Origin of the sequence: Streptomyces sp. PA03-3a, assembly GCF_033792735.1 — a bacterium.
Taxonomy (GTDB): Bacteria; Actinomycetota; Actinomycetes; order Streptomycetales; family Streptomycetaceae; genus Actinacidiphila.
Genome location: NZ_JARAVM010000005.1, coordinates 219,603 through 242,563, shown reverse-complemented (window position 1 = coordinate 242,563; position 22,961 = coordinate 219,603). Strand labels below are relative to the sequence as shown.

Below are 22,961 nucleotides of genomic sequence, written 5' to 3'. Positions count from 1 at the left end.
TCAGGTTGCCACTGCACGGTGCACGTCATGGGTGAACCGGAACCGGCCGGCCGGCGAATCGTGCGAAAACAAGTTCGAGAACAGCCCCCCACGGATGGAGCCGAAGCGGGACGGATTGCAGGATGGGGACGGCACCACCTGTCACCACCCGGAGGTCGATCGCCTTGCGCCCCCCGCTTCGTGCCGCCGCCACCCTGGCCGCGGCCGCCGCGCTGCTCACCGGATGCGGCTCCGGCGACGACTGGTCGGAACCGCATCCCCGGCCCAGTGCCGTCGGAACGCCCGGCCCCGGCTTCGTCGACCGCGCCGCGCCGCCCGCCCCCGAGGCCACCGCCACCCCGCGGCCCGGCTCCTGGTCGGGGGTCCACCCCTCGAAGGGCTACCGCGTCGTCCTCCTCACCTCCGGCGACGACCGCCCCACCAAGAGGCTCGTGACCGCCGTGGAGGAGTGGGCCGAGGCCGAGCACGTCGACCTCAGGAAGGTCGTCGCCGACCATCCCGCCGACCTCCTGGCCACCGTCACCCGAGGCCTGGAGATGCACGCGGACCTCATCGTGAGCGCGGGCAACGCCCTGATCGACCCCCTCGCCACGGTCACCCCGAACCACCTCTCCCAGCAGTTCCTCGTGGTGGGCGCGGAGTTGGCCGAGCCCACCGCCAACGTCACCGCGGTCGACTGGTCCGGCGCGTCGTTCCGCGGCGAGGGCCTCGGCATGTCCTCGACGTACGACCCCGCCACCTTCACCCCCGCCCGCTGCGCCGCGGCGATCCGCGCGGGCGTCGCGGCCGTGCTGGGCGGCGTGACCGGGATCGTCCTCTGGCTGGACGAGCACGCGGGGTAGCATCCTCCGCGCCCATCCCCCGGCGATCCGCGCTCTCGTCCGGTCGGCTGCTCGTGGTCCACGACGCCGGCCGCGGCGGCGACGCCATCGGTGCGCCGAGGACCGCCGCGCGCTCGCGGAGACGCTCCGCTTGATCCAGCCCCGTCCGCGCAGGCCGCGACGTGGCGGGCCAGGCCTGTGCGCAGTGCCGTCACCCTGGAACGCGCCTGCGGTGGCACCACATGGCAGCACGTGGTGTCATGTGGTGCCATCCGGCGCCACATCGCGCCATGAGGGGCACATCAGACCCTCACGGCGCCACGATGACTCAGACTGCCACCATGACATTTCCGCAGGTCAAGAAGGCACAGTGCACGTTGACGCCCCTCGTGACGCCATAGCGGCTTGCACATGGCACCACAGTGGTGCCATGATGGCGTCATGGACCTCACCCCGTATGTCGACACCCTCCGCCGCGAACTCGCGGTGGCCGCCGAAGCCGGCGGGGAGGAAGCCCGCGAGCTGGCAGAGCGGCTCACCGCTCCCCTGGAGTCGGCGACCCGCCTGACCATGCTCAACGTGCTCTCCGCGGCGATGGACGAGATCACCCGCGAACTCGCCCCCGGCTCGGTCGACGTACGGCTTCGCGGGCTGGACCCCGACTTCGTGGTGACGCTGCCGCCCGCCGGCGGCGGCCCCGCGGAGATGGGCGCCGCGCGCGTCGAACCGCTCAGGACCCCCGTCCCGGCCGAGGGCGACGAGGGCGGCACCGCCCGCGTCAACCTGCGCCTGCCGGCGCACCTCAAGACCCGCGCCGAGGAGGCCGCGAGCCGCGAGGGCCTGTCGGTCAACGCGTGGCTGGTGCGCGCCGTGTCGGCCGCGGTCGACGGCGCGCCGCAGCCGCGCGCGACGGAGGGGACCCGCACCACCGGACAGAGCTTCCGGGGCTGGGTGCGCTAACCGCGCCCGAGCCGCGCTCCACTTCACCCACACCACGTCCCACCAGCGGGGACGGCCCAAGGACTCAGAAGGACGGGACAGCCATGCCTGCTTTCGACACCACCGGACCGATCTCGGTCACCGCCCATGTGGGCGCCGGTTCCATCCGGTTCACCGCGGGCGACCGCTCCGACACCGTCGTCGAGGTGCGGCCGCGTGAGCCGAAGCGCGACAAGGACGTGCGGGCCGCCGAGCAGACCGAGGTCGCCTTCGCGAGCGGTGTCCTCACCGTCAGGACGAAGGAGCGGTTCCTCATCGGGCCCAGCGGCGTCGTCGACGTGACGGTCGAACTGCCCACGGGCTCGGACGTCGACGTGACCGGCTCCTGGACCCAGGTGCTCGGCGAGGGCCGGCTCGGCGAGGTCCGGGTGAAGACCTCGTCCAACGACGTGCGCTTCGACACCACCGGCCCGCTGCAGCTGACCGCCTCCCACGGCACGGTCACCGTCGACCGTGTCGAGGGTCCGGCCGAGATCACCACCAGCTCCGGCAGCCTGCGCGTCGGCACCATCGACGGCCCCGCCGACATGAAGAACTCGCACGGCACCACGACCGTCGGCGCCGCGCTCGGCGAGCTGCGGGTGCGCGGAGCCCACGGCAACGTCGACATCGCGCGCGCCGAGGGCTCGGTCACCGCCACCGTCGCCCACGGCAACCTGCGCGTCGCCGAGGTCGCCCGCGGCGCCGTCCGGCTGGAGACCTCCTACGGCGCCATCGAGATCGGCGTCCGCGAGGGCACGGCCGCCTGGCTCGACGTCAGCTCCGAGCGCGGACAGGTGCGCAACACGCTCGCCGGCTCCGAGCCCCCGCAGAAGACCGAGGACACCGTCGAGGTCCACGCCCGGACCCGCTGGGGCAACATCGAGATCCACCGCGCCCAGGCCTGAGCCGCACGACCTAGGTCGCGTCGTCCTCGCCTTCGCCCCCGTCCCCCGCCCGCTTCAGCCTTCGATCGGAGGGCCTCATGCCTTCATCTGTCATGCCCACACCCAGGAAGCACGACGCCCGCACGTCGCCGGCCGCCGTCTCCGCCGTCGGACTGCGCAAGTCCTTCGGCGACAGGACCGTCCTCGACGGCATCGACCTGTACATCCCCGCCGGCTCCGTGTTCGCTCTGCTGGGTCCGAACGGCGCGGGCAAGACGACGGCCGTGAAGATCCTCTCCACGCTCATCACCGCCGACGGCGGGCAGGCGCAGGTCGCCGGCCACGACCTGGCGACCGATCCGCAGGCGGTCCGTGCGGCGATCGGGGTCACCGGACAGTTCTCCGCCGTCGACGGGCTGATCACCGGCGAGGAGAACATGCTCCTCATGGCGGACCTGCACCACCTGTCCCGGAGCGAGGGCAGGCGGGTGGCCGCCGAACTCCTGGCGCGTTTCGACCTCACCGACGCCGCCGGCAAGCCCGCCTCCACGTACTCCGGCGGCATGAGGCGCCGCCTGGACATCGCCATGACCCTGGTCGGCGGGCCCCGCGTCATCTTCCTCGACGAACCCACCACAGGCCTGGACCCCCGGTCCCGCCACACCATGTGGCAGATCATCCGCGAACTCGTCACCGGCGGCGTGACCGTCTTCCTCACCACCCAGTACCTCGACGAAGCCGACGAACTCGCCGACCGCATCGCCGTACTCGTCAACGGCACCATCGCCGCCGAGGGCACCGCCGAAGAGCTCAAGCGCCTCATCCCCGGCGGACACGTCCGCCTCCGCTTCACCGGCCCCGCCGCCTACCGCGACGCCGCCACCGCCCTGCCCACCGCGACCGGCGACGACGACGCCCTGACCCTGCGCATCCCCAACGACGGCAGCCAGCACGCCCTGCGCGCCCTCCTGGACCGGCTCGACGCCGCCGGCGTCCACGCCGACGAGCTGACCGTCCACACCCCCGACCTCGACGACGTCTTCTTCGCCCTCACCGGCGACGACACCCGCGTCCCCGACCAGCCCACGGAGGCCCTGCGATGAGCACCCTGTCCGTCGCCCTGCGCGACTCCTCGACGATGCTGCGCCGCAACCTCCTGCACGCCCGCCGCTACCCCTCCCTCACCCTGAACCTCCTGCTCACCCCGATCATGCTGCTCCTGCTGTTCGTCTACGTCTTCGGCGACACCATGAGCGCCGGCATCGGCGGCGGCGCCCCCGACCGCTCCGCCTACATCGCCTACCTCGTCCCCGGCCTGCTCCTGATGACCATCGGCAGCACCACCATCGGCACCGCCGTCTCCGTCTCCAACGACATGACCGAGGGCATCATCGCCCGCTTCCGCACCATGGCCATCCACCGCGGCTCCGTGATCGTCGGTCACGTCATCGGCAGCGTCCTGCAGTCCGTCGTCAGCGTCGTCCTCGTCGGCGCGGTCGCCGTCGCCATCGGCTTCCGCTCCACCGACGCCACGCCCCTGGAATGGCTCGCCGCCCTCGCCCTCCTGGTCCTGTTCGCCACCGCCCTGACCTGGATCGCCGTCGGCATGGGCCTGGTCAGCCCCAACGCCGAGGCCGCCGGCAACAACGCCACGCCGCTGATCCTCCTCCCGCTCCTGTCCAGCGCCTTCGTCCCCCTCGACGCCATGCCCGGCTGGTTCCGGCCCGTCGCCGAGTACCAGCCCTTCACCCCCGCCATCGAGACCCTCCGCGGCCTCCTCCTGGGCACCCCGATCGGCGTCAACGGCTGGATCGCCACAGCCTGGTGCGCCGGCCTCACCGTCCTCGGGTACCTGTGGGCCACCGCGAAGTTCAACAGCACCGGCAGGTTCTGACCCCGTACCGCGCACCACGGCAGGAGGGCCCGCGAGGAACGCGGGCCCTCCCGCCGTGGTTCAGTCCCTCGTGAGGTGGGTGTCCATCACCGTCACCAGCCCCGCCCGCCGCGAAGTCCCCTTCGGCGCGCGGGTCTGGTCCAGCCGCAGCGCCGCGGCACGGCCGCGCAGGGTCAGGGTCATGAGCTGGTTGCCGAACCAGGGCCCGTCCAGTTTGCCCCAGCGCAACGCGGGCGCGGCGGCGCGGCCGTGCCGGGTGAGGGCGCGGCCGACGAGGCGGGCGGGACCCGTCCAGGCGAAGCGGAAGGCGAGCCGCATGTAGCCGGGGATCGTGTTGTGGACCGGGGAGCAGGTGAGTTGCAGCAGCCGGGAGCGCAGGGGCGTGCCGGGGCGGTGGGCCTCGGCGGTGTAGGCGTGGTGGACGTCGCCGGACAGGACGCAGATCGTGGCGGGGGCCTCGGGATCGTCGGCGGCGTCGGTGAGGATCCCGGCGAGGTCGTCGAAGGAGTCGGGGAAGGCAGACCAGTGTTCGAGGTCGCCGGCCTGGCGCAGGCGTTCGCCGCGATGGGTCCAGCGGTGGCCGCGGCTGCCGCGGCAGATGGCGGCGCTCCAGGCTTCGGCGGCGTGGACGGCGTGCGGGAGGAGCCAGGGCAGGGAGGTGCCGATGAGCAGGTGGTCGAAGCTGCCGTCGGGGCGGGCGTTCCGGCGCAGCCAGTCGAGTTCCTCCGGGTCGAGCATGGCGCGTTCGTGCTCGTCCAGGACGCGGGCTGCGCGCGAGTCGACCATCAGCAGGCGGGTACGCCCGAGGTCGCGGCGGTAGCTCCAGCGGGTGTGCGCCGGGTCGGCCTCCACGCGGGCGGCGAAGGCGCGCAGGGTCTCGGTGCCGTCGTCGGCCGCGCGGACCGCCGCGAGCAGCTTGTCCGCGGCGAGTTCGGCGGGGGTGAGGTTGCCGAGGTGCTGGTGGACCCAGTACGAGGTCAGGCCGCTGGTGACGCGTTCGTGCCACCAGGCCGTCTCCCGCATGGTGTTGCGCCACGTGTGGGAGGTGTTCCAGTCGTCTATGACGTCGTGGTCGTCGAAGATCATGCAACTGGGCACGGTGGACAGCAGCCAGCGGATGTCCGGGTCGAGCCAGGACTCGTAGTAGAGGTGGGTGTATTCCTCGTAGTCGGCGACCTGGTCCCAGGGCGGCTCGTTCAGGTCGCGGCGCCGGGCGAGCCAGCGGCGGGTGGCCGCGGAGGTCTCGTCGGCGTAGATCTGGTCGCCGAGCAGCAGCAGGAGGTCGGGGCGGGGGGCGTCACCGGAGGCGATGTGGTGGGCGAGCGTGTCCAGCGCGTCCGGGCCGAGGGGGTCGGGTTCGTCCGGGGGCGGTGCCGCCCAGCGGCAGGAGCCGAACGCGACGCGCAGCGGCCGTCCCTCCGCCTCACCGTCCCCGCCGCCGTCGCCGTCGTGTGCGGCGGTGCGGATGGTGCTCGGCGGGTACGGGGAGTCGGGCAGCGGCCAGACCTCCTGCCCGTCGAGGAGGACGCGGTACGCCGTGGTGGTGCCCGGGCGCAGCCCGCCCACGGTGACGATCGCGTAGTGGTGGCCGGCGATCTGCCAGGTGTGTTCGGTGCCGTCGGCCCCGTCGTCGCACACGACGGTCACGGTGGCGGGGCGGTCGGCCTCGACCCACACGGTGGCCGTGTCCTCGTCCACGTACCTCAGCAGCGGGCCCAGGCGCAGTTGTGCCATGGCGGTCGGCCTTCCCTCCGTCGTCGTGAGTTGTGGACGTCGGAGGGAAGGCGTGAGTTCCCAGCGCCGTGGTCCCGGCGGCCGGGGCGGAGCCGGGACGCGGGATCAGCAGCCGCTGAGCACGCTGCTGAGCTTGCTCTTCTCGGCGGAGTCGACCGACAGGCCGTAGTAGTACTTCACCTGGACCCAGGCGCGGACGTACGTGCAGGCGTAGGCACTGCGCGACGGCATCCAGGTGGCCGGGTCCTGGTCGCCCTTGGTCTGGTTCACGTTGTCCGTGACGGCGATGAGCTGCGGGCGGGTGAGGTCGTTGGCGAAGGACTGGCGCTTGGCGGTCGTCCAGGCGGAGGCGCCCGAGTCCCAGGCCTCGGCGAGCGGCACCAGGTGGTCGATGTCGAGGTCGGAGGCGGCGGTCCAGGTGGCGCCGTCGTAGACGGAGTACCAGGAGCCGCTGGTGGCGGCGCAGGCCGAGTCGGTGACCACACCGCTGCCGTCGCGCTTGAGCACGGTCTCGCGGGTGTTGCAGGCGCCGCTGATGGTGATCCAGTGGGGGAAGAGGTCGCGGTTGTACCCGGTGCGGTTCTCGGTGGCCACCTTGAGCGAGGCCAGGTAGGTGCGGGCGGTGGCCGCGCTGACGGGCGTGGGGAGCGCCGCCTGGGCGGTGGGGCCGTTCAGAGTCGCGAAGCCGGCGAACAGGCTGGTGAGGGCCATGAGGAGACCTAGGCGTCGACGCGCGTAGACACCGCGCCGCGCGAGAGCACTGCGTATTCGGGACATTGGTAACTCCCTCTACTGTGGGGGTGTTTGGCCGCTGAAACCGCTGGCCATCCTTCTGCTGGGACGTTTCTGCGCGACAAGCGGCAGGTAACAGGTTGGCGACATGGACACGTCATGTCTAGGGGTCGGACGGCACCGGATCCGCGACATGGCGTCCCTTCGCACCGGCCGGTTCCCCCACGGGCCGGGGCCCGCCGCACGACGCTTCGGACGGCGTCGGCGGTCGAGCACCCCGAGCAGATCGCCGGGGTGCTACCGATACCCGACGGCCACTCCCACGACGGGCGGACCTGCGAGCAGGCCGTCGTTCAGTCGGCGAGCCGAAGATGCGGGGCGGCCCCGCCGGCGCCGAACTCGGTCACCGCGTCACGGACGATGGCCTCCAGCCGGGCGTGGTGCGCGCCGCGCCAGTACGGGCGCTCGCACTCGGCGCACTGTGCGAACACGTCGTAGCTGCGCCGGGTGCCGTGCTCCAGCTTCTCCCAGACCGCGTCCCTGTCGGCCTCCCGCAACTGCCCGTTGCATGCCGTGCAGCGCGTCCAGGGCTCCAGGACGGGCGCGAACCGGCCGAGCACGTCGCGCAGTTGCTCGTCGGGCTGGTCGCTGTAGACGTACGCGCCCGCCCACAGCTCCCGGCGGCGCAGCAGGCCGCGGTCGCGTGAGAGCATCACCCGGCGCTCGGCGGCCGACCGGGCGGCCAGCGCGGGGTCGCCGATGTCCTCGCTCTCATACGCGGCGTCGACCCCCAGCAGGCGCAACCGCCGGGCGAGCGTGCCCAGGTGAACGTCGAGCAGGAAGCGCAGCGGCGCGCCCGGCACCGACTGCGGCCGGGTGACGGGCTCGACCTCCACGTGGTCGCCCGCGGCCGGCACGTACGAGACGGGGACCTCGCGGCCGTCGGCCAGCAGCCGGCCGACCTCGGTGAGCGGGACCCCGAGCGACTCCACGACGTGCCCCAGGGTGGACACCCCGTCGGTGACGACGGTCGTCCGCCCCTCCCGTCGCGCGGAGGCGGCGAAGAGCCGCAGCGCGGAGGCGAAGCTGATGCCGATCTCGGGTCCGTTCAGGCCGCTCACTCCGTCAGGATGTCACCCCGGGCGGGGGTTGTGGGGGCCGGGGTCGGTGGTTGCGGCCGGTTGTTGTGTGCCTGTTGTTCGCGCCTGCGGCGGGCTGTTTCCCCGCCCTCCCGCCCGATTGCCCCGGATGGTTGGTGCGGGCCTCGCGCGGTTCGTGGTGGGCCGGGGACGGGGCCTCCGGGGCTGGGCATTCTGTACCGCATATTTATGTGCATGGCGGGCACCTGCGCTCGGTGCCCCGGGTGCCGCACAACAAATACACGTCAGCGTCCAGAACGCCCACCCCTACGACCCCGCCCCCTCCGTATCGTTCGGCGACCAACGCCGGTGGGGAGTGATGGGACCCACCCCTCCCGGCACCGCTGGAAGCTGCCACCGGCAGGAGGGTTCCCGGCCGCAGGCCGAGCAAGAGTGCGCGCACCGGTGGCCAGGGGTACCTCCTCCGCGGGGCTTGCCTGCGTCACGGCGAGCGCGAGGGGTGGGGGCGCACCTTTGTCCTTCGGTGAGCGGCCGAGCCCGCGCCCGCTCACCTTGCCGACGGCAACGAACTGGGCGGGGGGCAGCCCGCCGCAGGCGCAAAACCCGCACACCAGAGTGGACCGCTCACCCTTCCGCCGGCATCAGCACGAGCGCGCCGGGATGGCCGTGGGCGTCGGGTAAGGCATGTGCGGCGACCCTGGACCGCCTCCTCACCACCCTCCGGCCGTCAGTCGCGCCACGATACGGAGGGGCGGGGGAGTTGGGGGTCCCCCCGGCCGAAGGCTGGGGGAGGGTGGATGTTCTGGACGCTGCGGGATATTTGTGTGCGGCATCCGGGGCACAACAAGTACCGCCCGCCATGCACGTAAATAACCCAGTCCAGGACGTGCAGCCCCGGAGGCCCCGCCCCCGGCCCACCACGCACGCGCGACGCGGTCACTGACCGCGCCGGATGGGGGTCCCCCCGGCCGAAGGCTGGGGGAGGGCGGGAGGGCGGGGGACAGCCCGCCGCAGGCGCAAACGCACCCGCACACAACAACCGGCCGCAAGAACCGACCCCGGTCCGGGCGCCGGAGGCGCTAGCTGATGTGCAGCAGGAACGACCCGTCCGCCGCCGCCTCGACGCGAACCCGCGCGAGCGTGTCGACGTGCGCCGTGGGCTCGTGCGCCGCCGCACGGGGGCCGACGCCGACCACGCGCATGCCGGCGGCCTTGGCGGCCGCGATGCCGACCTCGGAGTCCTCGAAAACCACGCAGTCCTCGGGCCCGAAGCCCAGCTCGGCGGCGCCCTTGAGGAAGCCCTCGGGGTCGGGCTTGCTGGCGCTGACGCTCTCCGCGGTGACCATGACGGCGGGCAGCGGGAGGCGGGCGGCGCTCATGCGGGCCCGGGCGAGGGCATCGTCCGCGGAGGTCACCAGGGCGTGCGGACGGCCCTGCAGCGCGGCCATGAAGGCCGGGGCGCCCTCGACCGGGACGACACCGTCGACGTCGGCGGTCTCCTCGGCGAGCATGCGGGCGTTGTCGGCGTGGTTCTCCGCCATCGGGCGGTCCGGGAGCAGCACCGCCATCGTGGCGTAGCCCTGGCGGCCGTGGACGACCTTCATCACGGCGTCGCCGTCGAGCCCGTGCGTCGCGGCCCACCGGCGCCAGCAGCGCTCGACCACGGCGTCGGAGTTGACCAGCGTGCCGTCCATGTCCAGCAGCAGAGCGCGGGCGGGTACGACGGTGGACGGCGACAGCATGGAACTCCCTCGGACGTACAAGCAAGTGGCCCGCCCGCCGGTCAGGGGAAACGGGCGGAACCACTTTGTTCCTACACGATACAAAACCGTGCGGTGGTTCCGCCAGTAGGGGTGCCCGGAGCGCGGACGGCGCCGGGGCCGCCCCCGCCCCACATGTCTCAGGCCGCGGCGTCCACGTACTGCAGCAGTCCGTAGGTGAAGCCCGCGCTCCGGCGGGCGGCCCCGGGCGGGGCCTGCGGGTCGGTGAACTCCAGCCGCCAGCGGGTGGGGGCGTCGCCCTCAAGGGGCCGCGCGGGCGGGAAGGCCCGGGCCACCTCGTCGACGGTGCAGGACCAGGGCGTGAGGTCGGCGAGGCCCGACAGCCGCGGCCCCCGCTCCCCCGGCGCGCGGACCAGCCACTCGTTCCAGACCGCCCCGCCGCCCGGAGCGCACAGCACCTCGAACCGCAGGGTCGGCCACAGCGGGACCGGCCACAGCAGCGCCGGGCAGGTGACGTCGCCCACCGTACGACGGAGCACCGCCTCGGGCGGCCCGAGCACCGCACGGTAGCGGCGCTCGCCGCGCGGGAAGCCCCTGGCGTGCCCCCAGGCCTGCCAGCGGCGGTTCGCCTCCCGCATCTCGGTACGGCTCGCCCCGAGCGTGCGCAGCGCCTCCTCCACCAGTTCGGGCCGGTGGTCGGCCATGCGCCGCAGCAGTACGAGCTGGAAGCCCCTGGGCCCGAAGTCGTCGATCGCCACGCCCCCCATCCTGCCGGAGCGCCCGGACGGCCGGGCACGACGGCGCCCGCCGCGGGACCGGGTCCCGGGGCGGGCGCAGTGCGCGGGATGCGGCGGCCGGTCAGTCCCAGCCGTTCCCGTTGCCGTCGTCCTGGTCCGGCGTGGTGCCGCCGGTCTTCGCCTCCAGGGCCGCACGGGTGTTGGGCCCGTAGACACCCTGCGGGTCGCCCTTGACCCCGTTGAAGAACTGGAAGCGGGCGACGGCGTCACTCACCTTTCGGCTGTAGTCGCCGTCGGAGGGGCCGTAGTAGAGCCGTACCGCCTTGAGGCGGTTCTGGAGGTCCACGACGGCGGGACCGGTGTCGCCGCGCTGCAGCGTCACGGGCGCGGCCGGCGGGGGCGGCGAGCTGGGCGTCTGGGAGACCTGGCCGCTGGCGGAGGCCGTCGGGCGGGACGCGCTGGCGCTGGGCGTCGGGGCGCCGGTCGTGACCGACGCCGAGGCGCTCGCGGAGGCGAGCGTGGAGGGGGTGACGCTGGGTGAGGCCGAGCGCGAGGCGGAGGCCGAGGCCGAGGGCCGCGTGGAGGAGGGCAGTTCGACCGCGGGTTCGGAGGCGCCCTGGTCGGGGGCCGCCTCGGTGCGGTCCGGTATGCCGGTCAGCTGGGCGGTCAGGAAGACCGCGCCGACGGCGAGACCGACGGCCCCGATGCCCGCGCCGGCGACGAGCGCGCCGCGGCGGCGGCGATGGGCCCCCGCCCGGCGCCGGCCCTCGGCACGGGTGGGGTAGGGCACCAGGTCACGCGACGTGGCGGCCACCGGCACCGGCAGCAGCCGGTCCGAGGAGACCGTGCCGAGGTCGATGAGGTCGGTGTCCTCCTCCCGCCCCTCCGCCCCGGCGGCCGCCTCCGGCGGCATGGGCGGCACGGGGGCCAGAGGCGCGGTCGGCGGATCCGCGGCATGCGGCGGGAAGGCCTCCGCGGCCCCCCCCGGTACGGCGGCCGAGACGGCCTCCTCCGCGTCCGCGTAGCCCTCGGGTCCCGGCACGTACGGCCGCACCCGGAGGGACTCGTACTCGTGCTCCTCCTGCGAAGCCGGTGACCCCGGCTTGTCAGACGCCACCGGCGCCCCCTCCCCATCCCCTGACAGACGCAGTGATTATGCAGACCGCGGTGGGCCGGTGCCCAGGCGCCTCCGGCCCCGACGGTCGTACAAACGGAGCCAATCTCGTGGAAAGGGTGTGAATATTTATAGGGAAGTGAGGTGAACGCGGTATCGGAGCCCCGGTACCCGAGCGGAACGAGTCCCTATGGCGCAGGACGACACCGCTGCCCCAGGGGGGCGGGCCACGGCGGACGGCCCGGCGGAGGTGACCGACAAGCGGTCCGTGTACGTCGCGATCGGCGCGCTCGCGCTCGGACTGCTGCTCGCCGCCCTCGACCAGACGATCGTGTCCACCGCGCTGCCGACGATCGTCAGCGACCTGGGCGGTCTCAAGCACCTCTCCTGGGTGGTCACCGCCTACCTGCTGGCCTCCACCGCCGCCACCCCGCTGTGGGGCAAGCTCGGCGACATGTACGGACGGAAGAAGCTCTTCCAGTCCGTCATCGTGATCTTCCTGATCGGCTCCGCGCTGTGCGGCCTCTCCCGCAGCCTGGGCGAACTCATCGCCTTCCGCGCGCTGCAGGGCCTGGGCGGCGGCGGACTGATCGTGCTGTCGATGGCGATCGTGGGCGACATCGTGCCGCCGCGCGACAGGGGGCGCTACCAGGGTGTGTTCGGGGCGGTGTTCGGCGCGAGCAGCGTGCTCGGGCCGCTGCTGGGCGGGCTGTTCGTGGACACCCTCAGCTGGCGCTGGGTGTTCTACGTCAACCTCCCCCTCGGCATCGCCGCGCTCGCCGTCATCGCCGCGGTGCTCCACATCCCGGTCCGGCGGACCACGCACCGCATCGACTACCGCGGCATGGTGCTGGTGGCGGCCGCGGCAACGGCTCTGGTGCTGATGACGTCCCTGGGCGGTACGACTTGGGCCTGGGGCTCCTGGCAGGTCGTCGGGCTCGCGGTGCTGGGCGTGCTGCTGATCGGGCTCTTCGTCCTCGTCGAGCGGCGGGCCGAGGAACCCGTGCTGCCGCTGCGGCTGTTCCGCATCCGCACCTTCTGGCTGTGCTCGGTGATCTCGTTCGTCATCGGCTTCGCCATGTTCGGCTCGCTGACCTTCCTGCCGACCTTCCTGCAGGTCGTGCACGGCTACTCGCCGACCTGGTCCGGCGTGCACATGATCCCGATGGTGGTGGGCATGCTGGTGGCCTCCACCGCCTCCGGCCAGATCGTCTCCCGCACCGGCCGCTACAAGGTCTTCCCGATCGCCGGGACCGCCGTCACGATCCTCGGGTTGTTCCTGCTGCACCGGCTCGACGAGACCACCGAGGTCTGGGTGCTGAGCACGTACCTGCTCGTCTTCGGCCTCGGGCTCGGCCTGGTGATGCAGGTGCTGATCCTCGCCGTGCAGAACGCCGTGGGCTACGCCGACCTGGGTTCGGCCACTTCCGGCGCGACCTTCTTCCGCTCCATCGGGGCGGCCTTCGGCGTCTCCATCTTCGGCGCGATCTTCGCGACCAACCTCGCGCGCGGGATCACCGCCGCCCTCACCGGGCTCACCCTGCCGCCCGGCTTCGACCCGGCCATGGTCCAGTCCGATCCGCGCGGTGTGCGACAGCTCCCGCCGTCCCTGCGCGACCCGGTGCTGCACGCCTACTCCACCGCCATCACCAGCGTCTTCCTGTGGGCGGTGCCGGTCTGCGCGCTGGCCTTCGTCCTGGCCTGGTTCCTGAAGGAGCAGCCGCTGCGGCGCACGGTCACGGTGCCCGACGCGAGCCAGACGATCGGCACCAACCCGGTCGACCGCTCCTCCCTCGACGAGATCGCCCGCGGCCTGAGCGTCCTCGGCAGCCGCGAGGCCCGCCGCGACCTGTACGCACGGATCACCGAGCTGACCGGCCTCGGCCTCCAGCCCGCCGCCGGCTGGCTGCTGCTGTACATCGCCCGCACCGGCTACGCCGACCCCGTCGACCTCGCCGTGCAGACCACGGTGCCGTACAACGTCATCGAGGCCGCCGCCTTCGAGGTCGAGGAACACCGCTACGCCGTCCGCCGCGGCAACCCGCTGTACCTCACGGAACGCGGTCAGGAGGTCGTGGCGCTGCTCACCGAGGCCCGCCGCAAGGTGCTGGCCGAACTCCTCGGCGACTGGGACCCCGAACGCCACGCCGACCTGGCCGCCCTGCTCACCCGGTTGACCACCGAGCTGTGCGGCCAGGACCAGGACCGCCCCGGCCCCCACCGCCCGACGGCGTGAGCCGACCGGACAGCCGGGACAGCCGGGAGGGTCACCGCGGTGACGCGGCGAAGGCGGCGAGCGCGGTGAAGTCGGCCTCGCGCAGGCCGACCCGCGGGTCGACGTGGTGCAGGAGCGCCCGGCCGGGATGGTGAGCGGCCACCCACTCCGCGTCGGCGGGGCTCTGCTCGTCGTCGACCCAGGCGAAACGGCGGCCTCCGGCGTACGCCACGAGCGCCTCGGTCTTCCAGTGCACGAGGTCGGGACGGTGGGCCGACAGCGCGGCGCCGAAGTCGACGTACGGCAGTTCGGGGAGGCCGAGGACCGGGCCGATCCAGTGGTTGGCCTCCGCCATCCACGTGGTGGCCCAGCACAGTTCGAAGCCCAGCCCGAGCAGGGCCTCGCCGTGGGCGGGGTTGAGCCACACACGCAGCGGGCGGGAGGAGATGCCGGGCACCGGCACACGCAGCGTGGTGTAGCCCTCGGGACGGCGGCTGGGCTTGGCCGCGTACGGGTTGAGCGGCCCGTCGACATCGAGGAAGAGCAGCGGCCTTTCCATGGCCACAGCCTGGCGTCCGGTGATCGCCGACGGCAAGCGATTTCCGCGGCCGGTGGGCGGCGCCCCGCGGGACGGGGCGCCACGCGGATTCAGGCCTGCTTCGGCGCGGCCTGCTGGACGACCTCGAAGGACCACACGGTGGATCCGGTGGCGGCCGGCCTGGGTCGCTCGCCGCCCTCGCCGCCCTCGCGGTGGGCGGCCTGCATCGGGCCGGACATCCAGTTGCGGAAGTCCTCCTCGCTGCGCCACCGCGTGTACACGAGGTACTGGTCGGTGCCCTCGACCGGACGCAGCAGCTCGAACCACTCGAAGCCGTCCGAGCTCTCCACGGCGCCCGCGCGCGAGGCGAACCGCTTCTCCAGGACCTCGCGCTGCTCGGCCGGGACGGTCAGTACGTTGATCTTTACCACGCTGGGCACATGACACCTCTCACCAAGAAGGGACCCGGTCGGGCCCCCGATCCGGACATGTGCGTGCAGTCTCCTACATCAGGCGGCCCGGGAAGCGCGCGGCCGACGGCAAGTCGCCCCCGGACGCGCGGCGCACCACGACGCGTGCGGCGCCGATCACCGCGGCGACCGTCACGGCCGCGCGACGCGGGTGAGGACGACCGCGTAGCGGCATTCCGCATCGCTGGTGTTGGCGAAGACGTGCGGAACGGGTTCGTCGATCTCGATCGAGTCGCCCGCGCAGAGTTCGTGCACGGCGTCGCCTTCGTGGAAGGTCAGCCGGCCGTCGAGCACCCAGACGGCCACCCGCTGGAAGGCCAGGGACGCCGCCGGATACGGCACACGGGCCCCGGGTGGCAGGTGGACCTCGGCGATGTCGGCGGGGAAACGCGGCCCGGTGATCTGGCGGCGGCGGTAACCGGTGGCCGGATCGTGCCATTCCTCGGCGTCCGCCGTCCGGTGCACCCCGGTGGCCTCGGCAGGGGCGAGCAGGGCGGAGAGGGGGATCTGGAAGGCGGCGGCCAGTTTGCCGAGGACGACGGCGGTGGCCGGCCCTTCCTCGGCGGATCGCCCCGTCAGGTCGCCGAGGACCTCATGGCCGCCCGTGAGAGCGGTGCGACCCAGGTGTACCTCGCCGGCGGCCAGGGCCTCGGGCTCGACGAGGGCCTCCAGGCCGCCGACGTGGACCGATGGCTGGAGCTGCTCGGTGAGGTGATCGAGGAGGCCGACCGCCTCGGCGTCCGCGCGCCGTGAGCACCGGCGGGCGGCGGGCGGCGGGCGGCGGGCGGCGCGGGACGGGCCGCCGCGGCTCGCACGTCCCCGTCGGACCGGCTGAAAATCACGTGCTCCGGGCCGGTCCGCGTGTCACGCTGCCCGGCGGAGTCATCGTCCCCGACCTGGAGGAGTTCGCTGTGCCCGAGAACGGTGCGCATGCGGTGTCGGCCCTTTTCTCGCAGGGGCGGCTCACGGTCATCCCGCGCCGGGCGGTGCGGCGCGAGCAGTTGCTGCGGCACCTGACCGAGACCCTGTTCCGACCGGGGCGGGACTACCGGGAGCGCGAGGTCAACGAGGCGCTGCGAACGGTGCACGACGACTGTGCGGCCCTGCGCCGCTACCTGGTGGAGGACGGCTGGCTGGAACGGTCGGCGGACGGGTCCGCGTACCGCAGGAAGCGCTGAGCCGCGGCCCGCACGGACTCGGGCGGACTCGGGCGGGGAAGGCCGTCAGCGGGTGGCGCTGTCGCGCGGCCGGCCCGGGCCGTCGGGACCCGCGGGTCCGGGACCGCCCGTCGCGGGCTGCCGCCGCCCCGGTGCGAGCAGCAGGACGCACACGGCGATGACCCAGAGCCCGGCGAGCCCGAGGCCGATGAAGCCGGCGAACGGGATGAACATCAGCACGCCCAGGACGAAGGCCGCCCATCCCAGCCAATGCGGCAGCGGACCCGCGTCGCTCCGGGAGACGGCCGGTCCCGCCCCGAGCAGCATGACGCCGATGCCCGCCAGGATGGGCAGGAACAGGTCGCTGCCGAGGGCGTTGAGGGCCTGGAGCGCGCCGCCGCCGACCAGGGGGCGGTCGCTGGCCTCGACGAGGCTGAGGGTGAGTCCGGCGCTGATCCAGAAGCCGAGGGCGGCCAGGATGCCGCCGGCGAAGGCGACCTGGGGCAGCCAGCCGGTGCGGTCGGACGCGGCCAGGACGTGCCGCAGGTAACCGGCGAAGAACGCCAGGAAGAGTCCGGCGACGAGCAGCAGGTAGAGGCCGACGCCCTGCCTGGTGTCGTGGGTGAGGTAGAACGCCCTGACCGCGACCCCGGAACTGCCGATCCCCGGGGTGTCCCCCTGGAGCGCGTACGAGACGGCGGCGAGGATCACGGCCGCCAGGCCGGTGAGCGGTCCGAGTCGCATCGGGGGTCTCCGATCCGTCCGTTGGCCCCCCAGACCGGTGGATGTCCGTACCGATGCTGTCACGGCTGGTGTCGGGCCGCCCATCGGCGGCGCCCACCCGGGGCGGGTCCGGTACGGCTCAGAGGGCCTCGGCGACGGCGGCCCGCTCGGGCGTGACCGAGGCCTGCGCGGGCAGCGTCACCGGGACGACCGTCTGGGCGCGGCGCTCCCGGCGGAAGACGTACGCGGCGAGGGAGCCGGAGCCGACCAGGGCGACGGCGGAGGTGGCGGTGCCGAGCCAGCCGGCGCCGAGCCACTGACCGCCCGCGTAACCGAGTCCCACGCTGTACGCGGCCCAGGCCAGGCCGGCCAGCGCCGACCAGGGCAGGAACTCGCGGATGCGGCGGTGCGCGGCACCCGCGCTCAGGCTCACGACGGAGCGGCCGGCCGGGGCGAAGCGGGCGAGCACGACGAGCGCGCCGCCGCCGCGGGACAGGACCGCACCGAGGATCTCCTGGGCGGTGGAGAGGCGGCGGGAGTGCGCCACGTGCTGGTCGATCCAGTCGCCGCCACGCCAGGCGAGTCGGTACGCGGCGAGGTCGCCGAGGGTGGAGGCGACGGCCGCGCAGCCCAGGAGGGCGAGCACGTCGAGGAGGTCGTTGCCCCCGGCGGCCGTGCCGGCCGTGGCGGCCGAGATCAGCAGGACGCCGCTCGGCATCACCGGCAGGAATACGTCGAGCACGATGGACGCGGCTACCAGGGCGTAGATCCACGGTGAATCGAACAGGGAACCTGCTCCGATGAACACCGCGTCCTCCTCTCCTGGCGAGTGCGCGGCGCCTCCGGGGTGTGGGGCGGTATCGCGCAGAAGCGGTTCTTCTGCGATCCGCTCTCAGCCGTACAGCGTACGCCAGCCATGCTCCTGTGATCCCCTCGGGGGCGCGTGACGTTTTCCTCATCTTCGATGGTGAGCATCGGGAATAGCACGCGATTAACCGGGAGGGAGGACAGAACGTCCCCGGAACGAGATGTTCCGCCCAGGCCCGGGTTCACATCATGGACATGCCACACATTCGACGTCCCGCCGGTCCGCAGTCGAAGCCGCACGCGAAGTCGCACACGAGTGCGCCCGCGAGCCGGCCGGCCTCCTCCGGCGGCCCGGAAATCCACGCTCACCCGAATGAGTGAGTGCAGGGCACTCCACCCGGTGGGTAGTTTCCGAGGGGAAAGCGGCCGAAGGCAGGGGGACCACCGCACAACAAACCTCGTTTCAGCATGAATTGATTGCTCTAACCGCGCCTTTGTGGGCGTGGGCCATCAGGCCGCAAGGGAAGGACCATTCATGACGGTTGAGCCGGGTGTCGCGTCGGAGGCAGCGACGGGGAACGGCCAGTCTCAGCGGAGTCTGGGCACCGCTGCCGCGCGGAATTTGGCGACGACCACCAAATCCGCGCCGCAGATGCAGGGAATCACGTCACGCTGGCTGCTGCGGGTGCTGCCGTGGGTCGAGGCCGCCGGCGGCGCCTACCGGGTCAACCGGAGGCTCAGCTACTCGGTGGGCGACGGGAGGGTGGACTTCGTCCAGACCGGCTCCGAGGTCCGGGTGATCCCGGCGGAGCTCGGCGAACTGCCGCTGCTGCGCGGCTTCACCGAAGAGGCGGTACTGGCCTCGCTCGCCGGGCAGTTCGAGCAACGTGAGTACGCGGCCGGCGAGACGATCGTGGCCGCCGGGCAACCGGCCGACCACGTCTTCCTCGTCGCCCACGGCAAGATCAACAAGCTGGCCCCGGCCAAGTGGGACGGCGAGGGCGTGATCGGCAGCATCGCCGACGGCGACCACTTCGGCTCCGAGGGCCTGGCGGGCCCCGACAGCACCTGGGAGTACACCGCCAAGGCGGCCACGCCGGTCACCGCGCTCGCGCTGCCGCGCCAGGCCTTCCAGTCCGTCATGCAGCAGGCCGACGGGCTGCGCGAGCACGTCGCGGGCTTCGTCACCGGAACCCAGCAGGCGCAGAACAAGTACGGCGAGAAGGCCATCGAACTGGCCTCGGGCCACGTCGGGGAACCGGACCTGCCCGGCACGTTCGTGGACTACGACCTCTCCCCGCGCGAATACGAGCTGAGCGTCGCCCAGACCGTGCTGAAGGTCCACACCCGCGTCGCCGATTTGTACAACCAGCCCTACAACCAGGTCGAGCAGCAGGTGAAGCTGACCATCGAGGCACTGCGCGAACGGCAGGAGCACGAACTGGTCAACAACCGGGAGTTCGGGCTCCTGCACAACGCCGACTACCGGCAGCGCATCACCACGCACTCCGGTCCGCCCACCCCCGACGACCTCGACGAACTGATCAGCCGGCGCCGCAACGCCCAGTATCTGCTGGCCCATCCGCGGGCCATCGCGGCGATCGGGAGGGAATTCAACAGCCGCGGTCTCGTGCCGCACAGCATCGATTTCCACGGCCAGCACGTGCCTTCGTGGCGTGGAATCCCGATCCTCCCCTGCAACAAGATCCCGATCTCCCGCGAGAACACCACCTCGATCCTGGTGATGCGCACCGGCCAGGACAACCAGGGTGTGATCGGCCTGCACCAGACGGGAATTCCGGACGAGTACGAGCCCGGCCTCTCGGTGCGTTTCATGGGCATCGACGAGAAGGCGATCATCTCCTATCTCGTCAGCACCTACTATTCCGCGGCCGTCCTCGTCCCCGACGCCCTCGGCGTCCTGGAGAACGTGGACATCGCGCGTCCCGGCGCGTGACCCCGGCGAGCACGCGGTCGCCGGGAGCGGCGGCCGCGTGCTCGCGGAACCCCCGGACGTGGCGGGGGTTTTCCCCACCCCGCTTCCGGTGGGCGGCCTGATTCCGGGCACAACGGGCCCTCCGTAGCGTCCTGGGTATGACGAAGAGCACCCGCACGTTGAGGACATTCGCCGCCGCCGCGGGCGTCGTGGCGCTGATCGGTACGGCGTCCGCCTGCGCGAACGCCTCCGACGACAGCGAGCCGGAGCGCAAGGGCTTCGCGCTCGACGGGAGCGAGCTGACCATCGACTCCTCCGACAGCAAGGTCGTGGTGAGGCCGGCCGACGTGAAGGAGGTCCGGGTCACCCGTTGGTTCGACGGCTGGGCCGTGTTCGGCGACACCCCGAAGGCCACCTGGTCCATGAACGGCCACACCCTGACCTTCCGCACCAAGTGCCAGGGCGCGGTGCAGGACTGCTCGGTGCGCCACGAGGTGCTGGTGCCGCGCGGAGTCCGCCTGACGGTGGTCAACGGCGACGGCAGCGTGGAGGCGAGCGGCTTCAGCACCCCGCTGGACCTCACCACCCGCGACGGCTCGGTCGTCGTCCGGGACGTGACCGGACCGCTCCGGCTCTCCAGCGGCGACGGCCGGATCGACGCGGGCGGCATCGACTCCCGCGAGGTCAGCGCCCACACCTCGGACGGCTCGGTGAAGCTGGCCTTCGACAAGGTGCCCGACCTCGTCGAGGCGACGAGCGGCGACGGCCGGGTCAGCGTCGCGCTGCCCCACCAGAGCTACAAGGTCTCCGCGCGCTCGGGCGACGGGCACGTCAGCGTCGACGTGCCGCGCGACGACACCAGCGGCCACGTCGTGACGGTCCGTACGGGCGACGGCTCGGTGAGCGTCACGGAAGCCGGCCGCTGACCGCAACCGCCCGGCCCGTGTATTCGTCCCAGCCAGGTGGGAGACTGGAGCGGACAACCACCGGCGGCGGACCTGCGGGAGAGGGCGACTGTGACGACGGCACGCTCGTGGTGGCGGCGTGGGGACAATCTGCGCGCCGACGCCCAGGCCGCGAAGGACGCCGCCGCCGAGGCGTTCTACGAGCTGGACACGACCCAGCGCGACCTGGTGATCTCCATAGAGACCATCACCGCGGTCGACAGCTCCCCCGCCGCACGGCGCGCGAGCGAGGACTTCCGGGCGCTGGGCGAACGCATCGACCAGGTCAGCGCCGCGTACATCGCGGCGGTCGACGCCTACGACCTGGACCGCGACGAGTTGGAGGCCGCCACGGCGGCCCGTGCCCGCAACGAGCTCACCAAGGCGAAGGACGACCTGGTCCGTGCCAGGAAGGACCTGGACGCCTTCGCCCGGGGGCTCGGCCCGCTGCTGGACAAGGCCGAGACCCAGCTCGCCCGTCTCGCCCCGGCCGTGGAACGGGCCCGGCAGGCGCTGCTCGCCGCGTCCAACGCGCTGGACGCCGTACGGGCCTCGGGCCTGCGCGCGGACGACCTCGCGGCCCGGCTGGCCGCCCTCGGCCCGGAGCTGACCAAGCTCAACCAGGGCGCCGGAACGCACGGCGTCCAGGAGACCATCCGGCGCGGCGACGAGGTGCTGCGCACGGCCGAGGCCATCCGCGCCGAGGCCGAGCGGCTGCCCGAGCGGTCCCGTGAGATCGACAAGCGGATCGTGTCGCTGCGTACCCGGACCCAGGCCCTGGCCACCCGCACGGAGGGCGTCGATCCGGTCCTCAGCGAGCTGCGCCGCCGCTTCAGCATGGCGTGCTGGCAGGACCTGCAGCACGTGCCGGAGCGGTCGACGGAGGCCGTGGGGCGCGCGGAGCAGAAGCTCCAGGAGGCCGCGAAGGCCCGGGACGAACAGCGCTGGCCGGACGCGACGGCCCTGCTCGGCACGGTGCGGGCGCTGCTCGACGACGCCGACGCGGCGGTGTCCGCGGCCGGCGACCGGCTGCGGCGGCTCAACGAGGTCAGCAAGGACCCGCAGGGCGAGATCGAGCGGACCCGGTTCGCCGTCCGGGACGCGCAGCGGCTGGCCATGCAGGGCCGCACGACACCGGAGCAGCGGCACGCGCGCCCCCTCGACGAGGCGGTCGCCCGGCTCGACCGCGCCGTCGAAGGCATCCAGGGCCGGCACCCCGACTGGTGGCACTTCCTCACGGAGACGGCGGCGGTGCGCGAGACGGCCGGCCGGGTCGTCGCCGCGATCCGCGAGGACCGCGCCACGGGGCGGGCCTAGCCGCCCTCGGCCACCCCGCCGCCGCGCCACTCACGACGCGCCGCCCGTCCCAGCGCCAGTTCCCCGGGTGGAAGTCGCAATGCACCACGGTGTGCGGCAGCCCGCAGGCGTCCGGGTCCGCGACGAGCGCGGGCGGGCGGGCGGCAGGCCTGCGGGCCTGGGTCCGCTCCGGCGGGGTGAGTTCCCGCCCGGCGGCAGCGTCCCGCGAACGGTTCCGGTGCCGCGGCCCGTCAGCCGCAGCAGCCGCCGCCGCAGCAGCCCCCGCCGCCCGCGGCCGGGCGGGGCGCCGCCGCCCCTGAGGCGGCGGCGGTGCCGCCGACCGCGACCGTCGACAGGAGCTTGACGGTGTCGTCGTGCCCGGCGGGGCACTCCGCCGGTGCGGAGGACTCGGCCATCGGGCGGCTCAGCTCGAACGTGGTGCCGCAGGAGCGGCAGCGGTACTCGTAACGGGGCATGGGCACAGATTAACCACGGCTCACAGCCTGCGCGCCAGGGTCAGCCCGTCCGCCACGGTCAGCAGCAGCGCCTCGACGCGCTCGTCGGACGCGACACGGTCGTTGAACGCCCGGATCCCCGCCGTGTCACCCGTGGCGTGCGGGTCCACAACCCGCCCGTGGTAGAGCGTGTTGTCGGCGGCGATGATCCCGCCGGGCCGCATCCGCGGCACCAGCTCCTCCCAGTAGGCGACGTAGCTGCCCTTGTCCGCGTCGAGGTAGACGAGGTCGATCCACGGTTCGCGCGGCAGCGCCCGCAGCGTGTCCAGCGCGGGCGCGATCCGCAGGTCCACACGGTCGGCGACACCGGCCTTGGCCCAGGCCTGCCGGGCGACCGCGGTCCACTCCTCGGAGACGTCGCAGGCGATGAGCCGCCCGTCCGCGGGCAGCGCCTGCGCCATGGACAGCGCGGAGAATCCGGTGAAGGTGCCGACCTCGACGACCTGCCGGGCCCCGATCAGCCGGACCAGGAAGGCCAGCAGCGGGCCCTGCTCGCGCGCCGACTGCATGGCCGCCGCGGCACCGAAGCGGGCGCGGGTGACCTCGACCAGCTCCTCCTGCACCGGGTCCAGCGGCGGGTTGTGGTCGAGGACATACGCGTACAGTTCGGGCGTGAGCTGCGGGTTCTTGGTCTCGTGCACG

The 22,961-nt window shown here is 73.0% G+C and carries 24 protein-coding genes and 1 pseudogene; 11 read left to right on the top strand and 14 right to left on the bottom strand.

The genetic code is table 11. The annotated features are described in order from the left end of the window. The first annotated feature begins 164 nt into the window (after window positions 1-164). From PV342_RS08300 to PV342_RS08280, 5 genes are all read left to right on the top strand, one after another. The gene (locus PV342_RS08300; RefSeq protein WP_018556799.1) at window positions 165-842 is read left to right on the top strand and encodes a type 1 periplasmic-binding domain-containing protein; all 678 of its coding nucleotides are present in this window, start codon (window positions 165-167) and stop codon (window positions 840-842) included. Between the two features lie 420 nt (window positions 843-1,262). Continuing rightward, on the top strand, window positions 1,263-1,781 hold the full coding sequence (locus PV342_RS08295) for a hypothetical protein (RefSeq protein ID WP_500316353.1): 519 nt from the start codon (window positions 1,263-1,265) through the stop codon (window positions 1,779-1,781). Window positions 1,782-1,864: 83 nt separating this feature from the next. Further along, entirely contained in the window at window positions 1,865-2,707 is an 843-nt protein-coding gene (locus PV342_RS08290) for a DUF4097 family beta strand repeat-containing protein (protein ID WP_360999257.1), read from the top strand. A 77-nt stretch (window positions 2,708-2,784) separates the two neighbouring features. After that, window positions 2,785-3,789, top strand: a complete 1,005-nt coding sequence (locus PV342_RS08285) for an ATP-binding cassette domain-containing protein (RefSeq protein WP_386993591.1) — start codon at window positions 2,785-2,787, stop codon at window positions 3,787-3,789. Further along, the gene (locus tag PV342_RS08280; RefSeq protein ID WP_500316351.1) at window positions 3,786-4,580 is read left to right on the top strand and encodes an ABC transporter permease; all 795 of its coding nucleotides are present in this window, start codon (window positions 3,786-3,788) and stop codon (window positions 4,578-4,580) included. The genes PV342_RS08285 and PV342_RS08280 overlap by 4 nt, the downstream gene beginning before the upstream one ends. A 60-nt stretch (window positions 4,581-4,640) precedes the next feature. Here PV342_RS08280 and PV342_RS08275 read toward each other — a convergent pair whose 3' ends face one another. The 6 genes from PV342_RS08275 to PV342_RS08250 all read right to left on the bottom strand — a co-directional run bounded on the left by PV342_RS08275 (window position 4,641) and on the right by PV342_RS08250 (window position 11,721). After that, entirely contained in the window at window positions 4,641-6,314 is a 1,674-nt protein-coding gene (locus PV342_RS08275; RefSeq protein ID WP_500316349.1) for an alkaline phosphatase D family protein, read from the bottom strand. Between the two features lie 105 nt (window positions 6,315-6,419). Further along, a complete protein-coding gene (locus tag PV342_RS08270) occupies window positions 6,420-7,091 on the bottom strand; it encodes an HNH endonuclease family protein (protein WP_386993594.1) in 672 nt (223 codons plus the stop codon). Between the two features lie 308 nt (window positions 7,092-7,399). Further along, window positions 7,400-8,158, bottom strand: a complete 759-nt coding sequence (locus PV342_RS08265) for a Mut7-C RNAse domain-containing protein (RefSeq protein WP_026250573.1) — start codon at window positions 8,156-8,158, stop codon at window positions 7,400-7,402. A 1,067-nt stretch (window positions 8,159-9,225) separates the two neighbouring features. Continuing rightward, window positions 9,226-9,888 (bottom strand): HAD-IA family hydrolase, encoded by a 663-nt coding sequence (locus PV342_RS08260; RefSeq protein WP_500316346.1) that lies wholly within the window; start codon window positions 9,886-9,888, stop codon window positions 9,226-9,228. 158 nt (window positions 9,889-10,046) lie between these two features. Then, on the bottom strand, window positions 10,047-10,634 hold the full coding sequence (locus PV342_RS08255; protein WP_037730909.1) for a hypothetical protein: 588 nt from the start codon (window positions 10,632-10,634) through the stop codon (window positions 10,047-10,049). Between the two features lie 91 nt (window positions 10,635-10,725). Next, window positions 10,726-11,721 carry a peptidoglycan-binding domain-containing protein gene (locus tag PV342_RS08250; protein WP_500316343.1) on the bottom strand — a complete coding sequence of 332 codons (996 nt, stop codon included), beginning with the start codon at window positions 11,719-11,721 and terminating at the stop codon, window positions 10,726-10,728. A gap of 187 nt (window positions 11,722-11,908) precedes the next feature. Between PV342_RS08250 and PV342_RS08245 the strand changes: the two genes are divergently transcribed. Next, entirely contained in the window at window positions 11,909-13,954 is a 2,046-nt protein-coding gene (locus PV342_RS08245) for an MDR family MFS transporter (protein WP_500316341.1), read from the top strand. A gap of 31 nt (window positions 13,955-13,985) precedes the next feature. Here the strand turns inward: PV342_RS08245 and PV342_RS08240 are convergent, their stop codons facing one another. The 3 genes from PV342_RS08240 to PV342_RS08230 all read right to left on the bottom strand — a co-directional run bounded on the left by PV342_RS08240 (window position 13,986) and on the right by PV342_RS08230 (window position 15,406). Further along, window positions 13,986-14,492 carry an HAD domain-containing protein gene (locus tag PV342_RS08240; protein ID WP_400801767.1) on the bottom strand — a complete coding sequence of 169 codons (507 nt, stop codon included), beginning with the start codon at window positions 14,490-14,492 and terminating at the stop codon, window positions 13,986-13,988. A gap of 89 nt (window positions 14,493-14,581) precedes the next feature. Beyond that, window positions 14,582-14,911: an antibiotic biosynthesis monooxygenase family protein gene (locus PV342_RS08235; RefSeq protein WP_329188103.1), complete on the bottom strand. Its 330-nt coding sequence runs from the start codon at window positions 14,909-14,911 to the stop codon at window positions 14,582-14,584. A gap of 162 nt (window positions 14,912-15,073) precedes the next feature. Continuing rightward, the gene (locus tag PV342_RS08230) at window positions 15,074-15,406 is read right to left on the bottom strand and encodes a cupin domain-containing protein (protein WP_400801764.1); all 333 of its coding nucleotides are present in this window, start codon (window positions 15,404-15,406) and stop codon (window positions 15,074-15,076) included. Between PV342_RS08230 and PV342_RS08225 the strand changes: the two genes are divergently transcribed. Both PV342_RS08225 and PV342_RS08220 read left to right on the top strand, forming a co-directional pair. Continuing rightward, a complete protein-coding gene (locus tag PV342_RS08225) occupies window positions 15,401-15,694 on the top strand; it encodes a hypothetical protein (RefSeq protein ID WP_500316338.1) in 294 nt (97 codons plus the stop codon). The genes PV342_RS08230 and PV342_RS08225 overlap by 6 nt on opposite strands. A gap of 158 nt (window positions 15,695-15,852) precedes the next feature. Beyond that, the gene (locus PV342_RS08220) at window positions 15,853-16,119 is read left to right on the top strand and encodes a DUF2087 domain-containing protein (protein ID WP_392604630.1); all 267 of its coding nucleotides are present in this window, start codon (window positions 15,853-15,855) and stop codon (window positions 16,117-16,119) included. Between the two features lie 45 nt (window positions 16,120-16,164). On the opposite strand, the gene PV342_RS08215 is transcribed toward PV342_RS08220, so the two are convergent. Together PV342_RS08215 and PV342_RS08210 are read right to left on the bottom strand one after the other, a co-directional pair. Beyond that, window positions 16,165-16,842, bottom strand: a complete 678-nt coding sequence (locus tag PV342_RS08215; RefSeq protein WP_386993604.1) for a hypothetical protein — start codon at window positions 16,840-16,842, stop codon at window positions 16,165-16,167. A 118-nt stretch (window positions 16,843-16,960) separates the two neighbouring features. Continuing rightward, window positions 16,961-17,629: a DedA family protein gene (locus PV342_RS08210; protein ID WP_360999238.1), complete on the bottom strand. Its 669-nt coding sequence runs from the start codon at window positions 17,627-17,629 to the stop codon at window positions 16,961-16,963. 534 nt (window positions 17,630-18,163) lie between these two features. Here PV342_RS08210 and PV342_RS08205 point away from each other — a divergent pair. The 3 genes from PV342_RS08205 to PV342_RS08195 all read left to right on the top strand — a co-directional run bounded on the left by PV342_RS08205 (window position 18,164) and on the right by PV342_RS08195 (window position 21,825). Further along, on the top strand, window positions 18,164-19,585 hold the full coding sequence (locus tag PV342_RS08205; protein ID WP_360999236.1) for a family 2B encapsulin nanocompartment shell protein: 1,422 nt from the start codon (window positions 18,164-18,166) through the stop codon (window positions 19,583-19,585). A gap of 137 nt (window positions 19,586-19,722) precedes the next feature. After that, on the top strand, window positions 19,723-20,490 hold the full coding sequence (locus tag PV342_RS08200) for a DUF4097 family beta strand repeat-containing protein (RefSeq protein WP_500316336.1): 768 nt from the start codon (window positions 19,723-19,725) through the stop codon (window positions 20,488-20,490). 90 nt (window positions 20,491-20,580) lie between these two features. Then, entirely contained in the window at window positions 20,581-21,825 is a 1,245-nt protein-coding gene (locus tag PV342_RS08195) for a hypothetical protein (RefSeq protein ID WP_500316334.1), read from the top strand. Here the strand turns inward: PV342_RS08195 and PV342_RS08190 are convergent. From PV342_RS08190 to PV342_RS08180, 3 genes and pseudogenes are all read right to left on the bottom strand, one after another. Next, window positions 21,743-22,042 (bottom strand): annotated as a pseudogene (locus PV342_RS08190) (phosphotransferase); the annotation flags it as partial. The gene PV342_RS08195 and the pseudogene PV342_RS08190 overlap by 83 nt on opposite strands. A 13-nt stretch (window positions 22,043-22,055) precedes the next feature. Next, window positions 22,056-22,280, bottom strand: a complete 225-nt coding sequence (locus PV342_RS08185) for an FmdB family zinc ribbon protein (protein ID WP_018556777.1) — start codon at window positions 22,278-22,280, stop codon at window positions 22,056-22,058. Window positions 22,281-22,300: 20 nt separating this feature from the next. Further along, on the bottom strand, window positions 22,301-22,960 hold the full coding sequence (locus PV342_RS08180) for an O-methyltransferase (protein ID WP_500316332.1): 660 nt from the start codon (window positions 22,958-22,960) through the stop codon (window positions 22,301-22,303). Between the last annotated feature and the right edge of the window lies 1 nt (window position 22,961).

Bases quoted from the DNA above. Each gene is read 5' to 3' on its own strand.
- PV342_RS08295 (WP_500316353.1), top strand. From the start codon at position 1,263: ATGGACCTCACCCCGTATGTCGACACCCTCCGCCGCGAACTCGCGGTG.
- PV342_RS08290 (WP_360999257.1), top strand. From the start codon at position 1,865: ATGCCTGCTTTCGACACCACCGGACCGATCTCGGTCACCGCCCATGTG.
- PV342_RS08285 (WP_386993591.1), top strand. From the start codon at position 2,785: ATGCCTTCATCTGTCATGCCCACACCCAGGAAGCACGACGCCCGCACG.
- PV342_RS08280 (WP_500316351.1), top strand. From the start codon at position 3,786: ATGAGCACCCTGTCCGTCGCCCTGCGCGACTCCTCGACGATGCTGCGC.
- PV342_RS08275 (WP_500316349.1), bottom strand. From the start codon at position 6,314: ATGGCACAACTGCGCCTGGGCCCGCTGCTGAGGTACGTGGACGAGGAC.
- PV342_RS08270 (WP_386993594.1), bottom strand. From the start codon at position 7,091: ATGTCCCGAATACGCAGTGCTCTCGCGCGGCGCGGTGTCTACGCGCGT.
- PV342_RS08260 (WP_500316346.1), bottom strand. From the start codon at position 9,888: ATGCTGTCGCCGTCCACCGTCGTACCCGCCCGCGCTCTGCTGCTGGAC.
- PV342_RS08255 (WP_037730909.1), bottom strand. From the start codon at position 10,634: ATGGGGGGCGTGGCGATCGACGACTTCGGGCCCAGGGGCTTCCAGCTC.
- PV342_RS08245 (WP_500316341.1), top strand. From the start codon at position 11,909: ATGGCGCAGGACGACACCGCTGCCCCAGGGGGGCGGGCCACGGCGGAC.
- PV342_RS08240 (WP_400801767.1), bottom strand. From the start codon at position 14,492: ATGGAAAGGCCGCTGCTCTTCCTCGATGTCGACGGGCCGCTCAACCCG.
- PV342_RS08215 (WP_386993604.1), bottom strand. From the start codon at position 16,842: ATGCGACTCGGACCGCTCACCGGCCTGGCGGCCGTGATCCTCGCCGCC.
- PV342_RS08205 (WP_360999236.1), top strand. From the start codon at position 18,164: ATGACGGTTGAGCCGGGTGTCGCGTCGGAGGCAGCGACGGGGAACGGC.
- PV342_RS08200 (WP_500316336.1), top strand. From the start codon at position 19,723: ATGACGAAGAGCACCCGCACGTTGAGGACATTCGCCGCCGCCGCGGGC.
- PV342_RS08185 (WP_018556777.1), bottom strand. From the start codon at position 22,280: ATGCCCCGTTACGAGTACCGCTGCCGCTCCTGCGGCACCACGTTCGAG.